This window comes from Secundilactobacillus sp. MJ173 (genome assembly GCF_059704265.1).
The window spans coordinates 1-19051 of record NZ_BAAKGN010000074.1 but is presented as its reverse complement, the minus strand read 5'-3'; the positions used below and the strand labels follow the sequence as shown (position 1 = coordinate 19051).

At 44.4% G+C, this 19051-nt stretch carries 17 protein-coding genes; all 17 read left to right on the top strand.

Going from position 1 to position 19051, the window contains the following annotated elements:
- Positions 1-194 precede the first annotated feature (194 nt).
- The 17 genes from rpiA (at position 195) to AC6H04_RS11805 (ending at position 18894) form a co-directional block, all read left to right on the top strand.
- Positions 195-875: a ribose-5-phosphate isomerase RpiA gene (rpiA, locus tag AC6H04_RS11885; RefSeq protein ID WP_497571873.1), complete on the top strand. Its 681-nt coding sequence runs from the start codon at positions 195-197 to the stop codon at positions 873-875.
- A gap of 1365 nt (positions 876-2240) precedes the next feature.
- Positions 2241-3494 (top strand): NupC/NupG family nucleoside CNT transporter, encoded by a 1254-nt coding sequence (locus tag AC6H04_RS11880; RefSeq protein WP_497571885.1) that lies wholly within the window; start codon positions 2241-2243, stop codon positions 3492-3494.
- 193 nt (positions 3495-3687) lie between these two features.
- Positions 3688-4998 carry an NCS2 family permease gene (locus AC6H04_RS11875; protein ID WP_497571872.1) on the top strand — a complete coding sequence of 437 codons (1311 nt, stop codon included), beginning with the start codon at positions 3688-3690 and terminating at the stop codon, positions 4996-4998.
- A gap of 29 nt (positions 4999-5027) precedes the next feature.
- Entirely contained in the window at positions 5028-5942 is a 915-nt protein-coding gene (rihC, locus tag AC6H04_RS11870; protein WP_497571871.1) for a ribonucleoside hydrolase RihC, read from the top strand.
- A 1033-nt stretch (positions 5943-6975) separates the two neighbouring features.
- Positions 6976-7704 carry a 16S rRNA (guanine(527)-N(7))-methyltransferase RsmG gene (rsmG, locus tag AC6H04_RS11865; protein WP_497571870.1) on the top strand — a complete coding sequence of 243 codons (729 nt, stop codon included), beginning with the start codon at positions 6976-6978 and terminating at the stop codon, positions 7702-7704.
- A 21-nt stretch (positions 7705-7725) separates the two neighbouring features.
- A complete protein-coding gene (gene noc, locus AC6H04_RS11860; RefSeq protein WP_497571869.1) occupies positions 7726-8550 on the top strand; it encodes a nucleoid occlusion protein in 825 nt (274 codons plus the stop codon).
- Positions 8551-8566: 16 nt separating this feature from the next.
- A complete protein-coding gene (locus AC6H04_RS11855; protein WP_497571868.1) occupies positions 8567-9340 on the top strand; it encodes a ParA family protein in 774 nt (257 codons plus the stop codon).
- Positions 9324-10205 carry a ParB/RepB/Spo0J family partition protein gene (locus AC6H04_RS11850; protein WP_497571867.1) on the top strand — a complete coding sequence of 294 codons (882 nt, stop codon included), beginning with the start codon at positions 9324-9326 and terminating at the stop codon, positions 10203-10205. Before AC6H04_RS11855 ends, AC6H04_RS11850 begins: the two co-directional genes overlap by 17 nt.
- Before the next feature lie 10 nt (positions 10206-10215).
- Positions 10216-10407: a DUF951 domain-containing protein gene (locus tag AC6H04_RS11845; RefSeq protein ID WP_497571866.1), complete on the top strand. Its 192-nt coding sequence runs from the start codon at positions 10216-10218 to the stop codon at positions 10405-10407.
- Between the two features lie 22 nt (positions 10408-10429).
- A complete protein-coding gene (gene ychF, locus AC6H04_RS11840) occupies positions 10430-11530 on the top strand; it encodes a redox-regulated ATPase YchF (RefSeq protein ID WP_497571865.1) in 1101 nt (366 codons plus the stop codon).
- A gap of 224 nt (positions 11531-11754) precedes the next feature.
- Positions 11755-12531 (top strand): DUF1129 family protein, encoded by a 777-nt coding sequence (locus AC6H04_RS11835; protein WP_497571864.1) that lies wholly within the window; start codon positions 11755-11757, stop codon positions 12529-12531.
- Positions 12532-12821: 290 nt separating this feature from the next.
- Positions 12822-13961: an IMP dehydrogenase gene (gene guaB, locus AC6H04_RS11830; RefSeq protein ID WP_497571863.1), complete on the top strand. Its 1140-nt coding sequence runs from the start codon at positions 12822-12824 to the stop codon at positions 13959-13961.
- A 257-nt stretch (positions 13962-14218) separates the two neighbouring features.
- The gene (croR, locus tag AC6H04_RS11825) at positions 14219-14908 is read left to right on the top strand and encodes a response regulator transcription factor CroR (protein ID WP_497571862.1); all 690 of its coding nucleotides are present in this window, start codon (positions 14219-14221) and stop codon (positions 14906-14908) included.
- 28 nt (positions 14909-14936) lie between these two features.
- A complete protein-coding gene (locus AC6H04_RS11820) occupies positions 14937-16091 on the top strand; it encodes a sensor histidine kinase (protein WP_497571884.1) in 1155 nt (384 codons plus the stop codon).
- Between the two features lie 16 nt (positions 16092-16107).
- The gene (locus AC6H04_RS11815; protein WP_497571861.1) at positions 16108-17403 is read left to right on the top strand and encodes a D-alanyl-D-alanine carboxypeptidase family protein; all 1296 of its coding nucleotides are present in this window, start codon (positions 16108-16110) and stop codon (positions 17401-17403) included.
- A gap of 325 nt (positions 17404-17728) precedes the next feature.
- Positions 17729-18532: an AzlC family ABC transporter permease gene (locus AC6H04_RS11810; RefSeq protein ID WP_497571860.1), complete on the top strand. Its 804-nt coding sequence runs from the start codon at positions 17729-17731 to the stop codon at positions 18530-18532.
- A 17-nt stretch (positions 18533-18549) separates the two neighbouring features.
- The gene (locus AC6H04_RS11805) at positions 18550-18894 is read left to right on the top strand and encodes an AzlD domain-containing protein (RefSeq protein ID WP_497571859.1); all 345 of its coding nucleotides are present in this window, start codon (positions 18550-18552) and stop codon (positions 18892-18894) included.
- Positions 18895-19051 lie beyond the last annotated feature (157 nt).

Below are 19051 nucleotides of genomic sequence, written 5' to 3'. Positions count from 1 at the left end.
GAGTTTAAATGACGCATAGCTGAAGTGTTTCAGCGGCTGTGTTAATAAGGACCCCGGCGCCATTTCTGAGTAATTGGAAATGACGCCGGGGTTTCTTGTAGTCACTTGGTCCTTGACCGCCCTCTAACAAACGCATAGAATAACATCTGGAATTCAAGTTAATAAAATCGTTTTACTAACTCAGGAGGAAACACATGAAGACTCAAGATGAACTTAAAAAAATCGCCGGTTATAAGGCCGCTGAATTGGTTGAAGATGGCATGACTGTCGGCCTTGGAACGGGGAGTACAGTGCGTTACTTATTAGACGCGCTAGGCGAACGTATCAAGAAAGACGGTGTGCACTTTACTGGTGTGCCAACTTCTAACCGGACGGCTGAATATGGCCGGAATCTTGGTATGGAAATTAAATCGTTGGATGATGTTGATACCATCGACATTACCATTGATGGTGCGGATGAAGTTGATCCTCAAATCAACGGTATCAAGGGTGGCGGTGGCGCTCAAACATGGGAGAAACTGGTTGCCACTAATTCTAAGGAATGTGCCTGGATCGTTGACGAAAGCAAAGTTGTCGATCAACTAGGCAAGTTCCCACTTCCCGTTGAAGTGTTGGCTTACGGTCATCATCAGCTGGTTAAACGGTTGGCTGATTTAGGCTACAAGCCAGAAGTCCGTCAAAAAGACGGCCAACTTTTCCACACGGATGAGGGCAACATTATCGTTGACTTGCACTTGGATAAAATCGCAGCACCATACGATTTGGCGGATGAATTGAGCAACATGACCGGTGTTGTTGAACATGGGCTGTTCCTAGACATGACTAAAACGGTGGTTATCGGTACTCAAGATGGCGCAGTGGTTAAGACGAAATAAGTCACTTAAATTGGGACGGTTCCACATCATGTCCCAGCGGAATTTAAAGCAGCGCAATAACCGATCACTGATGATCAGTCATTGCGCTGCTTTTGCTTTAATAACGGGGATTATAGCCGGTAGATTGTGCTCGAATGATCCCGAAAAAATTCTTGAACATTTTCGTTGTAACCGGTTACATTTCATGTTATTATATAACCGTGGAAGAGATAAGAAGCCGGTGCCAGAACGTTTCTAAGTTGTAGAGTTTTACCGATTATGAATTGATCCCGTTTTGTAGATCGAAGTAAATGATTGGCAACAAACAGCAAAGACGTTTGGTTCCAACTGTTTAAGGCTTCAGAAGTAAAGTTCGAATGTTTCATAAGTAACACGGTTCAAGAAGAATCTAGTTTCATCAAGCACCATGTTTCAAAGCGAGAATTTCTAACGAACGCTAGCCACCTAAGGTTTTGTTTCACCACTAACTGAATATGTGTTATATGCTTAGCGTTTCTGCTAAAACGTGCGAATGTCTTAGATGTAGTGATATTCTCTTAGGGGTTATAAAGGGTTCGAATGTGATGTAGGCTGGGTCTATACGATGGTTATGTAATAACCTTTGGAGTGTAGAGAGTTGAGTTCATGAGATTCAAAAAGTTCCACAGTGTCATCTCATCTAGTTAAACGGTAATTGAAACTGATATGTCATTGACAAGACTATTACGGCAGTTGACTAGAAATAAGTTTTTGAGGCGATAGATTATTAAATTAATGTTTACGAAGCGGGTAAGCTGGTTAAACGGTTTCGTCTCTTCCAACAAAGTTTCATAGGGGCTCAAGGGTGAATGCATGAATTTCAGCCTTGAGTCTAATTTTTTGGGGTCCGTTTCCGATACTATTCTAGCAAGCATAATGGTATAATGTAATTCCTTGGCAGGGGCAACATTTGAGGGATCATTTCCCTTGTAAAAGGATTTACTAATCATTACATGAGTAGTAGATTCTTTTTTTATTGCCATTTTTGACATATCAAATAACGTCTACTAGTTGATACTCTGTGATTAGTTTCACTCATTGAGTTTTAACATACGCAGATTTGCTGTTCAGATTTAGCGAGGGTGTATTTACGGAAACCCCAAAACAGGGTAGAATGGGTCTTGCTTACTTGTTTGTTTCAAATAAGTGAGTGGTGGTTATTGCTGAAGCTGTGCCTGCGTGTCTGAAGATTTATGAAAGCGCTGAACTTTTTCGTTGCTGGTTACGAAGTACGTGCCATTATTCTGAATTTAAGTAGTGAGTAACGATGTCAGCAAAGCTGTTTTCTTAATAATTCGGCTACCCGGTGTATAGCAAAATTAAGAAAGAAGGTTTAGTTTAATGTCGATGTACTTAATCGTCAACATTATTGGGGTCATTGTTTATCTCGGGATCGCGTTCCTGTTCTCGAAGAGTAAGAAGACGATCAACTGGAAGTCAACTGCTATCGTCCTCATGCTTAACCTGGTTATCGCTTGGATCTTGACTAGTTTTTCTTGGGGCCGTGACGCCGTTCAGGCTGCTGCCAACGGATTCAACTGGTTAGTTCAAGTGGCTTACCAAGGTATCGTTTTCGCCTTACCTAACTGGGTAACGCCACAATTCGGTGGGACTGCAAAGTCGATGAACTTCATTACCAGTTCACTGCTACCTATCCTGCTGATTGTGCCAATGTTTGATATCTTAACTTACATTGGTTTCCTGCCTTGGATCATCAAGTGGATCGGCCGCGGTTTATCAGCTATTACTGGTCAACCAAAGTTCGAATCATTCTTCTCAGTTGAGATGATGTTCCTTGGTAACACTGAAGCATTGGCCGTTTCACGTCTTCAAATCCAATCAATGCGTGCAGAACGTAACGTCACATTGGCTATGATGTCGATGTCATGTATTACTGCTTCCATTGTGGGTGCTTATACCCAAATGGTTCCTGGTAACTACGTTCTGACTGCGATTCCATTGAACATTTTGAACGCTATCATTGTTACTAACATTTTGAACCCTGTATCGGTTTCAGCTGAAGAAGATACCATTGCCAAAGTTGGTGGTGCGTCTGCTGCTGAAGAAGCCGAAATGGAAGATGGTAAAAAAGAACCATTCTTCTCATTCTTGGGTGATTCAATCTTAGGTGCCGGTCGTTTGATCTTGATCATCGCCGCTAACGTTATCGCTTTCGTTGCCTTAGCTGGTTTGATCGATAAGCTGTTAGGCTTGATCAACCCATGGCTGTCACTTGAACACCTCTTAGGTATCATCATGTTCCCATTTGCATGGTTGATGGGTCTGAACGTCAACGATGCGTTCCAGTTCGCTCAATACATGGGGACGAAGTTAGTCACTAACGAATTCGTTGTTATGGGTAAGATTGCCCCAACGATTCATGATGTCACTAAGTACGGAGCCCATTATCAAGCACAATTGACGGTCTTCTTGACTTCATTTGCTAACTTCAGTACGACTGGTATGATTATCGGTGCCTTCAAGGGCTTGGCTGATAAAGAATCCAACTCTTTGATTTCTAAGAACGTTGGTTACATGTTATTGTCAGGTATCTTGGTTTCACTCTTATCTGCTGGTATCGTGGGCTTATTTGTTTGGTAATCACCACTTACGCATAAGTCAATTAATTAAGTTTTAAAACCACGAACAGCCCAGATCGAGTAATCTTTTCGGTCTGGGCTGTTGTGGCCTAGGGTGTCGAAACTGGCGCAAGTCAGCTGAAACCCATCGTTTGGAATAACGATGCAACCCCGATCACAACCGTCTCAACGACGAAAGGATAGGGATTATTTACATGAAACAAACGCAACAATTTGAAGCAAAGAACGGGATGTCATTACGACAGGTATGGCAGAATAAAACGCTGCTGAAGCAAGAAATTATTGCAGGGCTGACTGGTTTCTTTGCCATTTCGTACATTATTATTGTGAATCCAGTGATTCTAAAAGATGCCGGTATTCCCACAGATCTCAGCGTTTTTGCCACCATCATCAGTTCAGTTATTGGCTGTTTGATCATGGGCTTTTTCGCGAATGCCCCGGTGATTTTAACGCCTGGGATGGGGGTCAACGCCTTCTTTACCTACACGATTTGCGCCACCATGGGTATGTCGTGGCAGGTTGCCGTAGCGATTTCAATCGTCGCTAGTGCCGTTTACGCGGTAGTGGCCTTTACCCCACTAAGTTCAGTCTTGGCTGAGGCCATTCCCGGTTCATTGAAAAGCGGTATTACTGCCGGCATCGGGATGTTTTTGGTTGAAATTGGCTTGGAAAAGGCTGGATTGATCGTTGCTGGAAAGAATTCACTGGTTGTGCTGGGCAATTTGACAGCACCAGCAACGTTACTGGCGATCTTTGGTATTTTGCTGAGCGTGATTCTATTCCTGCGGCAGGTTCCAGCCGGTTTCTTAATTGGCATCGTGATCACCAGTGTGCTTGGCGTCGTCTTAGGTATTCGTGATGAACAGGGTGTCAGCGTTCATTTATCACGGTTAGCTGATTACCACCAAATCCTGATGCACGGTGACTTTTCCAAGGCGTTCACGATTCCGTTTATCTTGGCCGCTTTCTCCATGACCATGATCCTCGTGTTTGAATCCATGGGGCTCTTGCAGGGAATTTTGCCGGATAACCGGAAGTTCAAACGGGCGTTTCAGGCGAGTTCTATTACTGCGTTATTCTCAGGTTTTCTTGGCACCAGCCCAACCGTGGCCGCTGCTGAGAGTGCTTCGGGGATCGAATCCGGTGGTCGAACTGGCGTGATGGCCATTACAGCCGGTATCTTATTCGCTATTTCCACGTTCTTTGTTCCACTGTTGACGTACGTCCCACAGGCAGCCATTGCGCCGGTGATCATCATTACCGGTGCCATCATGATGGAGTCTATTGGCTCAATCGACATGCATGATTTTGCCGCCTGGTTTCCGGCGTTTCTGATTATTGTGCTGATTCCGCTGACGAACAGTATTTCTACGGGGCTGGCTTTCGGTTTCGTCTTCTACCCAATTTTACGATTGGCTAGTGGCGATGGGCGAAACGTTAGTCCAGCAATGTATGTTTTAGGCGGATTGTTTCTCATTGATTTGGTTTTAAGTGCTTTACTATAAGAAAAATTTTAGCATGGAGGCTAATTATTATGACGATCAAGATTATCATGGATACCGATCCTGGTATCGACGATGCAGCTGCAATTACCATGGCGATTAACGATGACAACATCGATCTGAAACTGATCACGACTGTTGCCGGTAACGTGACGGTAGATAAGACTACGAAGAACGCACTGAAATTAGTTCGTTTCTTCAACTCTGATATTCCAGTGGCAGCCGGTGCTAAGCAGCCGTTGATCAAGCCATTCAAAGATGCTGCTCGGATTCATGGTGAATCAGGAATGCCGGGATACGATTTCCCAGAAGATCTGCCAAAGCCAATGAACAAGAGCGCCGTTGAAGCACTCCGCGACGCTATCATGGCCAGTGATGAAAAGATCACGTTGGTACCAACGGGTTCGTACACCAACATCGCATTATTGTTCTCTGAATATCCAGAAGTGAAGGATAACATTGAACGAATCGTTGCTATGGGTGGCTCATTGGGCATGGGTAACATGACCAGTGCTGCTGAATTCAACGTCTTCACAGATCCACACGCAGCTCGTATTGTTTACGATGCCGGCGTGCCAATCGTGATGGTTGGTTTGGATATTACCATGAAGGCCTTGTTAACTCACGAAAGTATCGAAAAACTGCCAACGTTAAACGAAACTGGCAAGATGCTTCATGACATCATCATTCACGATGGTGACAACTCAGACAGCGGTATCGCAATGCACGATGTGAACACGATCTTCTATCTGCTTCATCCAGAAGCAATCACGACTAAAGAGATGTGGGTTGATGTTCAAACGGAAGGTCCAGCAATGGGCGAAACGGTTGGCGACATCCGTGGTGCATACCACGATGGCAAGATCAACGCTTCTGTTTGTGTTGATATCGATGCAGCTGCCTTTAACAAGTGGTTCATCGAAGAAGTTACTAACATGTCAAAGTAAATTAATTTAGTTTATACGCTGTTTATACCACTATACAAATGAACCGTCACAAGCTGTAAGGGGCTTGGGGCGGTTTATTTATTTTGGACAGAAATCATTCGTGATAGTTTCCAATGAAGGGGAATGTCTTGTATAATTGGGGGGTGTGAAAATAAGGTGTGGAACCAGGTGTCTTGAGAGCGGAGTGTAAGTGACTTACATGCAGCTCTCTGCCTGGTGTAACCTAATTCGGCTATGTAACATGTGGTTCCCGCTCCACTTCAGGCGCTTTGGGGCTGGAACGCGGTGGCTCGCTCCAAGAGCTAATGCAACATAGCTGAAACGTGCTCCACGAGGCAGAGAGTTGCATATAAGCCACTTAAACCATAAACCCAAGTTTGGGGTTTATGGTCTAAGCGCCTTATACTCCGCTCTCTTAACGCCTCGTTTCACACTCTAGCCTCAAATGGATCTCCTCCGACTCGCGTGATACTAGAAAGCAGCCAGAGCTTCGTTGCTGTCAGCTTCCAAGTATCACCGACACCGCTGAGCCCCAGCGCCTTCCGTTCCGCTGATATTGTGGGTGAAACTTCACGTCGTTAAAAATGTGCATTTGCGTCAGCAACATTGCTGCTTCGTTGCCAGATTAATGCTGTGGTAAATGTAGTGGAGCGTTCAGGGTAAATCGTGGTGTCGATGATGTTAGCGAGCGTTTCGTGCTCGGTTACATCATCAGGCGACGGAGGAGATCCGCCCCGAGCGTAGCGAGGTGCTAGCTCCGGAGCGCCTGCACGACGAGTTACCCTGAACGCGGAACGAAATGAGCTATAATTCATCGTAAAATAGTTATAAAATTAAGTGCTTGCTAGGTCTATGTGACAGGCTGTTCTGAACACGGAACGAGATGAACCATAACTGATCACCAAAACACCGATAAAAAGTTCAAAATAGCCAGCAATAACCACGGTCAAGAGCTTGCGTACATACCATAATTAATGTAAAGTATACTAGAGCGTGAAACAAAGTGTTTCACAGAATGTCTTAGGAGATCTCAATGAATAACAGTCAATTTATTGCTGCTTTAAAAAAACAGGGGATTACAGTTTCTGAGCAGCAAATGCAACAGTTCGACCAGTATTTTAAAATCTTGGTCGATACGAATCAACATCTTAATTTAACAACCATCACCGAAAGAGGCGACGTTTACCTGAAGCATTTTTACGATTCAGTGACGCCCGCCTTTTATGTGCCAGAGTTACGCACTGAAGAACTGACACTTTGCGATGTCGGCGCTGGTGCAGGATTTCCATCATTGCCGATGAAGATTCTGTTCCCGCAACTGCAAGTCACCATCGTAGATTCCCTAAATAAGCGCATTAATTTCTTAAAGGATTTGATTGCTGATTTTGGCTTAACGGGTGTCAACGTGTATCACGCGCGGGCCGAGGAATTTGGCGGTAAACGTTCAGAACACCGGGAAGCTTACGATGTGGTGACTGCGCGAGCAGTGGCTCGTATGAGTGTCTTGAGCGAACTTTGTTTACCATTAGTTAAATTACACGGTCAATTTATTGCTTTGAAGGCTCAGCAAACTGAAAACGAATTGGCGCATTCACAGTCGGCCATTGCAAAATTAGGTGGCAAATTAAACTTAGACCAATCATTTACCTTGCCTGAATCAGGGGATGAACGCCACATTGTGGTGATTGACAAGGTTAAACAAACGCCAAAGCGGTACCCACGTAAGGCTGGAACGCCTAACAAAGAGCCGCTGGGTGATTAGCTAGAAAGGGGGACGATTAGGATGGCGTTTTCGTTATTTGGTCATGATAAATCTAACCAGCAAAATAATGAAAGTATCAAACAGAAAGTCGTCATGGTACCAGTTGATGCGATTATACCGAACCGGTTTCAACCGCGTCATGTGTTCAATAAGCGTGGTATTGATGAACTGGCACAAACCATTTCAGATCATGGCTTACTGCAACCAATCGTCTTACGGGAGTACGAACCGCATCAGTACGAAATTATTGCTGGGGAACGGCGCTACCGTGCAGTGAAATCATTGAATTGGCGTGAGGTACCTTCAATTATTCAATCCTTATCTGATGATGAAACAGCGTCAATGGCTCTGATTGAAAACTTGCAGCGGGAAGGCTTGACACCCATCGAGGAGGCTCAGGCTTATCAGGCTTTGATGAAGCTTAATAAGCTGACGCAAAGCCAACTAGCTACTGAAGTCGGTAAAAGCCAGTCATTTATTGCCAACAAGCTGCGACTGCTGAAGCTTAGTGAACCCGTTCAAGAAGCGATCATGAACGAGGAAATCAGTGAACGTCATGGACGAGCACTGCTGGCGGTGACACCGAAGCAGCAAGCAGAACTGCTAAAACGAATCATTGCTGATCATTTGACGGTTCGTGATGCGGAGCGACTCATTCAGCGTCACCGTGCTAAGGCTAAGCCGACACCGAAAATTAAGTCCGTTTCAGCTGATACCCGCGTGGCCGTGAATACCATTAAGAAGTCCTTGAAAATGGTTAGCAATGCTGGGTTAAAAGTTAAAACCACGGAAGAAGACAACGCCGATAGTTACCGAATCACTATCGACATCATGAAAAAATCATAAAGGAGTGACGAAAACGATGGCAGATATAATTGCGCTTGCAAATCAAAAAGGCGGGGTCGGTAAAACAACGACCTCAGTGAACTTAGGCGCAGGACTGGCCAACCTTGGCAACCGGGTATTGTTAGTTGATATCGATGCACAGGGAAACGCAACCAGTGGGGTTGGCATTGCCAAGTCCTCCATTTCAAAGGATATTTACGATGTTTTAGTCAATGAAGAACCGATTGCTGATGTGATTTTACATACGAGTCATAAAGATTTAGACATCGTGCCGGCCACTATTCAGTTATCAGGTGCCGAGATTGAGCTAACTGCTCAAATTGCTCGTGAGACTCGTTTATTGGATGCGATTAAGACAATTCAAGACCAATATGATTTTATTTTGGTGGATTGCCCGCCTTCATTGGGATTACTGACGATTAATGCCTTTACCGCCAGCAATTCGATTTTGATTCCTGTTCAAAGTGAGTACTATGCATTGGAAGGACTCAGCCAATTACTGAATACGATTCAGTTGGTGCGAAAACATTTCAATCCAAATCTGAAAATTGAAGGTGTTTTGCTGACGATGTACGATGCGCGTACTAATCTGGGACACCAAGTTAATGAAGAAGTGAAGAAGTACTTTAAGGACAACGTTTACGAGACCATTATTCCACGAAATGTTCGGTTATCTGAGGCTCCGAGCCACGGCTTGCCAATTATGGATTATGACCCCAAGTCAACTGGTGCAAAAGTTTATTCGCAACTCGCAAAGGAAGTGGCAGCTGCTCATGGCAAACAAAAATAATAAGGGACTTGGACGCGGCATTGAAGCATTATTTGCGGATAATAGCGTTGACCCAGAAGTAGAAACAGTAATCGATATCAAACTCGACCAGATTCGTCCGAACCCGTATCAGCCACGTCAAAAGTTTGACCAAGCAGCGCTAAAGGATCTCGCTAAATCGATTCAAAAATCGGGTGTCTTTCAACCCATTATTGTTCGTCAAGCAGACCCGGAAGTTGCTCGCTACGAGATTCTTGCTGGTGAACGACGCGTTCGGGCCTCTCGATTAATCAAAAACGAGACGATTCCAGCAATCGTTCGTGAAGTCACCGAACCTCAGATGATGGAGATCGCTGTTATGGAAAACCTGCAGCGTGAAGATCTCACACCGTTGGAAGAGGCTGAAGCTTACGAAATGCTCATGAGCAACTTGAACCTGACCCAGGCACAAGTTTCTTCACGGTTAGGTAAGAGTCGGCCATATATTGCCAACTATTTGCGGTTACTGGGTCTGCCAAAGCAGGTCAAGGAGTTACTGCAAAAGAAGCGGCTTTCCATGGGACAGGCAAGAACGTTACTGTCATTGAAAGACCGGTCGCAGATGGTGAGTTTAGCTAACCGGGCAGCGGATGGGAAGATGACCGTGCGTGCTTTGGAGAGCGTCGTTAACAAGATGAATGGCCAAGCTGCGGCAAAGCCAAAGAAGCGGATCAAGCAAAAATCACCTTACTTGCGAGCAGGTGAAAACGTCCTTCAAGAAAAGTTTGGGACTCAGGTCACCATCAGTGAGTCTAAAGAAGACGGTCAAGGTAAGATTGAAATCGAGTATATGTCAGATGATGACTTAAGCCGAATTCTGGATATTCTCGACGTTCATTTAGACTAGGAGGAATTTGATGTACGATTTAGGTGATTTAGTTGAAATGAAAAAGCCGCATCCATGTGGTGTGAACCGCTGGGAGATCATCCGGATGGGCGCTGATATTAAAATCAAGTGTACCGGATGTGGCCACATCGTGATGTTAAGTCGTCGCGAGTTTGAAAAAAAGCTGAAAAAGGTTTTAGAAAAGAAAGCACAAACTGACTAAAAAGGAAGAGTGAGACTTTACTATGTCATTAACAGCAGGAATTGTCGGCTTACCAAATGTTGGTAAGTCAACCTTATTTAACGCGATTACTAAAGCAGGGGCCGAAATGGCCAACTATCCATTTGCCACCATCGACCCTAACGTCGGGATGGTTGAGGTACCGGATTCACGGTTAGACCGGATTCAAGAATTGATTCCAGCCAAAAAAGTCGTTCCCACAACCTTTGAATTTACCGATATTGCCGGTATCGTTAAGGGTGCCAGCAAGGGTGAAGGTTTAGGAAACAAATTCTTGGAAAACATCCGTCAGGTGGACGCTATCGTGCATGTTGTGCGGGCTTTTGATGACGACAACATTACCCACGTTTCTGGTAAAATCGATCCAATCGATGATATTGAAACGATTAACCTGGAATTAGGACTGTCAGACCTTGAAGCTGTTGATAAGCGCTTGGCTAAGGTTCAACGCGCTGCTAAGGGTAACGACAAAGCAGCTAAGGCTGAATTGGCTGTTCTGGAACGGATCAAGCCAGTGCTTGAAGCTGGCAAGGGCGTTCGGACGATGGACTTTAATGAAGATGAAGCGCCAATCGTAAAGGGGCTATTCTTGCTGACTAGCAAGCCTGTACTCTACGTGGCTAACATTGCTGAAGATGACATGGCTGACCCAGAAAACTCGAAGTACTTCAAGGATATTGAAGCCTACGCAGCTAAGGAAGGCGCACAAGCCATTGCTGTCGCTGCTGAAGCCGAAGAAGAAATTGCCGAATTAGACGATGACGAAAAGGCGGACTTCCTAGAAGCTGAAGGTGTTACTGAACCAGGTTTAAACCGTCTGATTCGTGCGTCATACAAGTTATTAGGCCTAGAAACCTTCTTCACTGCAGGTGGTAAGGAAACTAGAGCGTGGACCTTCAGAAAGGGTACCAAGGCACCGCAAGCAGCTGGGATTATTCACTCGGACTTTGAGCGGGGCTTCATCCGGGCGGAAGTCATGGCTTTTGATGATTTGGATAAGCTCGAATCAGAAACAGCGGTAAAAGATGCCGGGAAGTTAAGAGTTGAAGGTAAGGATTATGTGATGCAGGATGGGGATATTGTGGAGTTTAGGTTCAACGTGTAAGAGTGTGGAAGCAGGCGTTTAAGGAGCGGCGTGTAAGCTAGTGTTGGCAAAAATCCCGAACTTGGATTTATGCCGACATTGGCTTACACATAGCTCCTTGCCTGCTGGAACACGTTTCGGCTATGTGGAGGGCACGCAGCTTTCTGCCCCATTGAAGCACGTTTCAACCACACTCCCCCTAAAAAGCCACTACCCATAAAAAAACAAACAAAAGGAGACCCAACATGAGCGAGAACGAGAATGATCAACGTAATGCTGGCGCGCAGCAACGTAAACGTAACGCTGCTGTTCACCAGGATCGAAATAGTACGGTTAAAAACGAGCACGAAGTTTTTGATAACATTGGTTTGACTAAGCGTAATGCCGACTATATGTTTCGTTTCAATCAGGCGCTGCAAGCAACCAAGCTGAGCACTGAAAGAAAGGCTGAAATCGTTAAAACCACCACTGAAGAACTGTTGGCTGGTCAAAAAACGGGTAAGACTGCGCGGAACATGTACGGCAGTGATATTAATGCTCGCATCAAAGAAATCGTTGAAGGCCCGAAACGTCCGGCTGGTGCCCCAGATCCATACTGGCCAAGTGCGATGTATAATGGACTGAACTTCTTTACCATTTTCAGTTTCATGTTTGGGGTGATGTTCTTGATCACACCCGCATCGCAGAAGGCTAATCAACCAGTAGGTATCTTATCAATTCTGTTGTCATCCGTAATTGCTGGATTAGCACTACCATTGATTCCAAGAGTGTTCGACTCAAAACGCGAACACCGTTACGCACTTTGGATTCGAATCGTGGGCGCTGTTGCCTTTCTGATCGTTTGGTTAGGGTTATTCTCGATGATGGCCTTGTTGCCAGGCTATCTCAATCCAACAGTGGGTGCATGGCCAATGATCGTGCTTGGTGTGCTAGCTGGTTTGGCTTCGTATTTAGTCAAGCGTCAGTACAAGTTAACACAGGGATTTTTCGGTGCCACACCACAAAGTCGTACAAGACGTTAAAACAAATTAAAATCAGTCTGATGATCAATCAACTAGGATCGGTCATTAGGCTGATTTTAATTTTGTCTGTGAATTCACCAAATTCACTTGGTGGCGAACAAATTCGGACAAACGATTTAAATCGTTCCCAAATTATTTCAAAATTAAGTTTAAAGTTCGTATTTTAGGCTTCATTTGATTAAAATTCGAACTTAAATCTTACAAGTTTATGAGAATGCTTGCATTTTCTGAAAGTCGCTGGTATATTACCAAACAATACCAAAAAAATTAATAAGGGAGCGTTCATTTCAATGACTACTAATTGGGATTCAAAGTTTCAAAAACAAGGGATTACTTTTGATGACGTATTACTTATACCTGCGGAAAGTCATGTGTTGCCAAACGAGGTCGATTTGAAGGTCCAGTTAGCTGATAATTTGAAATTAAACGTACCGTTTCTCAGTGCCAGCATGGACACTGTAACGGAAGCACCAATGGCGATTGCCATGGCCAATAACGGTGGCCTGGGTGTGATTCACAAGAACATGCCCAAAGAAGCACAGGCTGCTGAAGTTGCTAAAGTTAAGGCTGTTGCCAGTGATCAGATTCGCGCCAACGCAGCGGTTGATGATCAAGGTCGTCTGTTAGTTGCCGCAGCTGTTGGGGTAACTTCAGATACGTTTGAACGTGCTGAAGGCTTACTCGCTGCCGGTGCAGATGCTATTATCATTGATACTGCTCACGGTCATTCAGCTGGTGTGTTGCGGAAGGTTGCTCAGATTCGTGACCAATTCCCAGACGCAACTTTGATTGCTGGGAACGTTGCAACTGGTTCAGGCACCCGTGCGTTATTTGAAGCCGGGGTTGACGTTGTGAAAGTTGGTATCGGTCCTGGTTCTATCTGCACAACTCGGGTTGTTGCTGGTGTTGGGGTTCCCCAACTAACTGCCATTTACGATGCCGCTGAAGTTGCCCAGGAATTCCACAAGCCAATCATTGCTGATGGCGGAATCAAGTACTCAGGTGATATCGTTAAAGCTTTAGCAGCCGGTGGTAACGCCGTAATGCTTGGCTCAATGCTTTCAGGAACTGATGAAGCACCTGGCGAAGTTTTTGAAGACAACGGTAAGAAGTACAAGACTTATCGTGGTATGGGTTCCTTAGCAGCCATGGAACACGGTTCAGCTGATCGTTACTTCCAAGGTGGCGTTAACGAAGCCAACAAGTTAGTGCCAGAAGGTATCGAAGCGCGTGTTGAATACAAGGGTAGCGTCGACGACATCATTTTCCAAATGGTCGGCGGTCTACGTTCTGGGATGGGTTATACTGGTTGTGAAACCGTTCAAGACCTTATCAACGACGCACAGTTTGTTCGTATCTCAAACGCCGGTTTAGTTGAATCACATCCACATGATGTTCAGTTAACTAAAGCTGCACCTAACTACAAATAATTAATTTTAAACGATAGAAGCCCGAGAGAGGCCGTTAACAAGACTTCTCTCAGGGCTTCTTTTGTTTATTCTCGAAATCTGCTGTAAAATTTAATGAGAACCTTAAGTTAATGGATTAATAATGATTGCGGGTCTATCTTTTGGTAAGATAGACCTAAGCAAAGGGTATGGTTAAAACCTACCAGCGCGTACATGAATAAGTGACGGATAAGTCATTTTAACTGACCGAATTGCATTTATAAGGAGAACGTGTAAACATGAAAATTTTAGTTGTTGATGATGATAAAGAAATTGCGCAATTATTAGGCATTTATATTAAAAACGAAGGTTACGATCCAATCACTGCCTATAATGGTAAGGAAGCCCTAACGAAACTTCACACTACCCCGGACATTGGTCTGATGATCTTAGACATTATGATGCCCGAAATGAGCGGAATCGAAGTCATTAAAGAAGTTCGTAAAGATTCTGAACTGCCAATCTTGATCCTGTCTGCTAAAACCGATGACATGGACAAGATACAGGGCCTGGTCAGTGGTGGTGACGATTATGTCACCAAGCCATTTAACCCACTTGAAGTGATGGCACGGGTCAAGTCATTGTTGCGTCGGGCCTCCGATCACGTTACTGAGGAGAAACCAGATGTGTTAGATATCGGTTCTCTGACCATTAATAAGGATTCCCATGAAGTGAAGACCATCTCGGGTAAGCTAGTTAATCTGACTGCCCTGGAATTTGGTATTTTGTACTTACTGGCCAGCCATCCTAACCGGGTCTTTTCAGCCGATGAAATTTTCGAACGCGTTTGGCGACAGGAGTCAATCGTTTCAGCTAAAACGGTAATGGTTCACGTTTCACATTTACGCGATAAGATCGAAGAAGCTACTGGTGGCGAGAAGGTTATTCAAACGGTTTGGGGTGTCGGATATAAGATTGAAACACACTAGGGGAAATATGAATACAGATAGTAAAGGAATGAAACTCACAGCAAGGGAAAAAAGCGCGCTGATCATGGAAGGTATCGTGACCGTCGTGCTTTTGCTGTTACTTAATCTCTCGGTGATCGTCCTGTTAAATGAAATGATTCAGACGAACCCAGGGCTGCAAGACGGGATTTTTATCATTAAGCGCTCGATGATTATTGGACCAGGTCACTATCAACTTTGGAGCTGGGAGAATATTTTTATTGCGCTGATGCTGATTTTTGACGCTGGGGTAGTTTACTGGCGTTTGATTCGGCGTTATCGGCAGATGCAGTTACGCCACATTATTGACGAATTGCACTATATTGCTAACGGTCATTTTGACCATCGGATTCCCTTTACGATTAAGGGTGAAACGCAGCGGGTGGTCACTTCAGTCAACGCGCTGGTTGATTCTGTCATTGCCTCGATGACTGAAGAGCGCCGCATCGAAAAGTCTAAGGACGAGCTGATCACGAATGTCAGCCACGATTTGCGGACACCATTGACCTCAATTATTGGGTACTTAGGATTAGTGGAAGATCGACAGTATCACTCAGAAGAAGAGCTACTCAAATACACCAATACCGCGTTTAATAAAGCTAAGCAGATGAAGTCTTTGGTGGATGATCTGTTCGTCTACACGAAGATGCGACAAACGGATACACCGCTGTCAATCGCGAAGCTAGATATTGGTCAAATGCTGGAGCAGTTAGAAGCTAGCTTTGAGCTGGAAGCTGACGAAAAGGGTATGGCGATTAATATTGAGGTGCCTGATAAACCAGTGCATATCGAAGCGGATGGTGAAAAGCTGGGCCGAGTGTTTAACAACTTGATCACCAACGCTTTGAAGTATGGTGAGGGTGGTAAGCACATTAATTTACGGGCTGAACAACCGAATGATGAAGAAGTCGTTGTTAGCGTTGAAAACGATGGCACCAAGATTCCCGAAGCTGCATTAGCTCAAGTCTTTGAACGGTTCTATCGGGTAGAAGGCTCTCGTTCCAAAGCTACGGGTGGTACTGGATTAGGACTAGCCATTGCGCAAAGTATTGTTAACCGGCACGGTGGTTATATTTACGTGACTTCAAGTGACGAACTGACTCGGTTTATCATTCATTTACCAGTTAAAAACGGAACGCAATTAAAAGACGTTCGCGAAAAATAATTTTGTGGAGGCAGTCATGACCGTTAAATCTCCGAGAAATAGCCTGCATATCGGGCTATTTTTATGCATTTTCATCGCAACATTATTGTTTGGTGGCTTAACTGCAAAGGCAGCTAGCCCTCATCTACAAGTCAAGTCGGCCATCGCGGTTGATGCCCAAACTGGCCAAGTTTTGTATCAGCAAAATGATCAGCAAAAATTACCAATTGCGTCCATGACCAAATTATTGTCGACGTATATTGTTCTCAATGAAATTAAAGCTGGCAAATTGCACTGGGATCAGCAAGTGGCTGTTAGTCCGGAAATTGCTAAAATGAGTCGTAATCCCGACCTGACTAACGTACCGTTGAGTGCAAACCGGAAGTACACTGTGCGTGAGCTGTATCAAGCCAGCCTGATTGCTTCAGCGAACGCGGCCGTTTCGGCATTAGGTAACGCCGTTTCAGGCAGCCCTCACCAGTTTGTGAACCGGATGCGATCAACTGCCAAACAGCTTCATTTAAACAGTGCACACCTTGTGACGGCTTCTGGCATCACTAATGGTCAAGCTGGTAAACTAGGTTATGCTTCAGTTTCAAAAAAAGATGAAAACACCATGTCTGCTGAGGATGTTGCCCGATTATCACAGATCATTTTAAAAACTTATCCTGAGGTTCTTCAGACCACCCGCTTGAGTACGGCGTGGTTTGATAAGGGTGGCAGTAGTCAGACACAGATGCACACCTGGAATCTGATGTTAAAGGGGCAGAGCCAGTATCAAGCTGACTTACCCGTTGATGGCTTGAAAACGGGGACGTCAACGGCTGCTGGCGGTAACTTTGTCGGGACTGTAAATCGTGAAGGTCACCGAATTATTACCGTTGTGATGCACGCTCAGAATAAGAAATCTGGCGATCCATCACGCTTTATTCAGACCCGCAAATTGATGAACTGGGTGTACGCCAGTTATCAGCCGGTCACCTTAAATGCCCAGACGTTTCAAATAGGCAATGTTAAAGTCCCGATGGGAAAAAGTTTGACGGCTGAAGCAACGGTAGCTAAGCCGGCTACCGTTTGGATTGGTAAGGATCAGTCACGAAAGCAACTTAAATACAGAGCTGCGCTTGCTGCAAATTATCGTGAGAAGGATGGACTGAAGGCACCGTTAGCCACTAATACGACTTTTGGCAAAGTGAAAATCACGTTAGGTGGACAATCGATTTCACAAATTGGTCAGTCTGGCACTTTATCTTTACCGATTAAAACACTTAATGATATAAAACGGGCAAATTGGGTAGTTCGTACTTGGCGTGATTTTTTAGCATTGTTCTAACTTTCAATTGCTTATAAAAAGTATTAGCGAACTTTATCAAGGATAAGAGTTTTTATTGTTCGTTTATTGAACCAACGACAGAAAAATGTAAGTCGGATTTATTGTTTTTTTGTCCAGCTAACTTGTGAAAACACCGTAGGAAAACGGAATGAAACATGGTAAAATGTGCTTGTATTGTGTAATTGTCGATTTATGGAGCGGATGCACAACTTTGATAAGAGCGATTTACCATGAGTCATTCTCTTGTGTCAAACGTGCTCCAGCAGACAGGAAGCTAACCTTTAGATGCTGCTCCCTAATCTTCTGCTTCGCCACTCTACCTTTTATGGAGGCATCATCCTTGACAAAACAAGTGCCAAACCCTAATGAGCCCAAATGGCGTTCAACACTCAATGTTGCTATGCCATTGAACTTAAGTTATATTCCAATCGGATTAGCTTGTGGCGTGCTATTGCACGCTGCCGGTTTTAATACGATTTTAACCGGGCTTGTGTCAATTTTTATTTTTTCAGGCGGTGCGCAATTTATGATTGCGTCCATGCTGACGATTAACGCACCACTGCTGTCCATCGTCTTAATGCTGTTCTTCCTGGAACTGCGTTATGCGTTGCTTGGCTCAAGTCTGTCCAAATATCTGGTGGGAACGTCAGAACGATTTAAATTTATTTTCGCGGTTTCGATGAACGATGAAAACTACGCGGTGAACTATTTAAAATTTGCCACTGATAAAAAGTGGACACCTCGCGAAGCGTTAATGGTTGAACACTATTCCTTACTGTTTTGGACCATCAGTAACATCATCGGTAGTTTAGTTGGAAGTGCCTTAAAGATTGATTTAACGGTGGTTCATTTTGCGCTTACAGCGTTGTTCCTCTACATGATCATCATGCAGGTTAAGAATCGGCTGACGATTTTCATCGGTCTGATCGCAGCGGTATTGGCAGTGTTCTTCCTTGTACTGACAAAGAGTACGTTAGGATTAGTTATTTCGACGTTGATTTCATCATTTATTGGATTTGCCTTGGAGCATTATTTACGCAACAAGAAGCCCGGCAGTCATTTCCTATATAAAGTTAGGAGCCCAGCCAGTAAAGAAGCAGCAGTCGAAGAAGAGTCGGACGAGAATTAGTTAAGTAGGGGACAGATATGGCAGCAGTAAATCACTGGAATACAGCGCAACATCTCTTATTAGTTATCTTAGGGTTCTTCGTGGCCTTTGCACCACGTTACATTCCAATCAAGATTTTTACGCAACGTAAGATTCCGGAATGGTTCAACGAATGGATGAAGTTCATACCAGTCTCACTGTTTACAGCACTGGTCGTGAAGGACGTTTTTGTGAGTCCGACTTATCAATTTGACATCATTCACCATATACCGGAAATTATTGCTTCAGTTATTGTTGGATTGATTGCGTACTTCACGCGTTCAATGGCACTTTCTGTGGTGGTGGGACTTGTCAGTGTATTCTTACTGGCGGTTGTGTTATAAGTTAGTTTAAAATTTGAATATTTATGGGCTTTTAAGCCTGTTTGAATAGTAAAGCAGCGTAATCTCGATGAGGTTGCGCTGTTTTTTGGTTGATTTTACATAGCCGAACTGGGCTCCACTAGGCAGAGACTTGCACGTAAGTCCCTTCCGTCACAAA

Coding starts and splice junctions, on each gene's coding strand:
- rpiA (WP_497571873.1), top strand. CDS start 195: ATGAAGACTCAAGATGAACTTAAAAAAATCGCCGGTTATAAGGCCGCT.
- AC6H04_RS11880 (WP_497571885.1), top strand. CDS start 2,241: ATGTACTTAATCGTCAACATTATTGGGGTCATTGTTTATCTCGGGATC.
- AC6H04_RS11875 (WP_497571872.1), top strand. CDS start 3,688: ATGAAACAAACGCAACAATTTGAAGCAAAGAACGGGATGTCATTACGA.
- rihC (WP_497571871.1), top strand. CDS start 5,028: ATGACGATCAAGATTATCATGGATACCGATCCTGGTATCGACGATGCA.
- rsmG (WP_497571870.1), top strand. CDS start 6,976: ATGAATAACAGTCAATTTATTGCTGCTTTAAAAAAACAGGGGATTACA.
- noc (WP_497571869.1), top strand. CDS start 7,726: ATGGCGTTTTCGTTATTTGGTCATGATAAATCTAACCAGCAAAATAAT.
- AC6H04_RS11855 (WP_497571868.1), top strand. CDS start 8,567: ATGGCAGATATAATTGCGCTTGCAAATCAAAAAGGCGGGGTCGGTAAA.
- AC6H04_RS11850 (WP_497571867.1), top strand. CDS start 9,324: ATGGCAAACAAAAATAATAAGGGACTTGGACGCGGCATTGAAGCATTA.
- AC6H04_RS11845 (WP_497571866.1), top strand. CDS start 10,216: ATGTACGATTTAGGTGATTTAGTTGAAATGAAAAAGCCGCATCCATGT.
- ychF (WP_497571865.1), top strand. CDS start 10,430: ATGTCATTAACAGCAGGAATTGTCGGCTTACCAAATGTTGGTAAGTCA.
- AC6H04_RS11835 (WP_497571864.1), top strand. CDS start 11,755: ATGAGCGAGAACGAGAATGATCAACGTAATGCTGGCGCGCAGCAACGT.
- guaB (WP_497571863.1), top strand. CDS start 12,822: ATGACTACTAATTGGGATTCAAAGTTTCAAAAACAAGGGATTACTTTT.
- croR (WP_497571862.1), top strand. CDS start 14,219: ATGAAAATTTTAGTTGTTGATGATGATAAAGAAATTGCGCAATTATTA.
- AC6H04_RS11820 (WP_497571884.1), top strand. CDS start 14,937: ATGAAACTCACAGCAAGGGAAAAAAGCGCGCTGATCATGGAAGGTATC.
- AC6H04_RS11815 (WP_497571861.1), top strand. CDS start 16,108: ATGACCGTTAAATCTCCGAGAAATAGCCTGCATATCGGGCTATTTTTA.
- AC6H04_RS11810 (WP_497571860.1), top strand. CDS start 17,729: ATGGAGGCATCATCCTTGACAAAACAAGTGCCAAACCCTAATGAGCCC.
- AC6H04_RS11805 (WP_497571859.1), top strand. CDS start 18,550: ATGGCAGCAGTAAATCACTGGAATACAGCGCAACATCTCTTATTAGTT.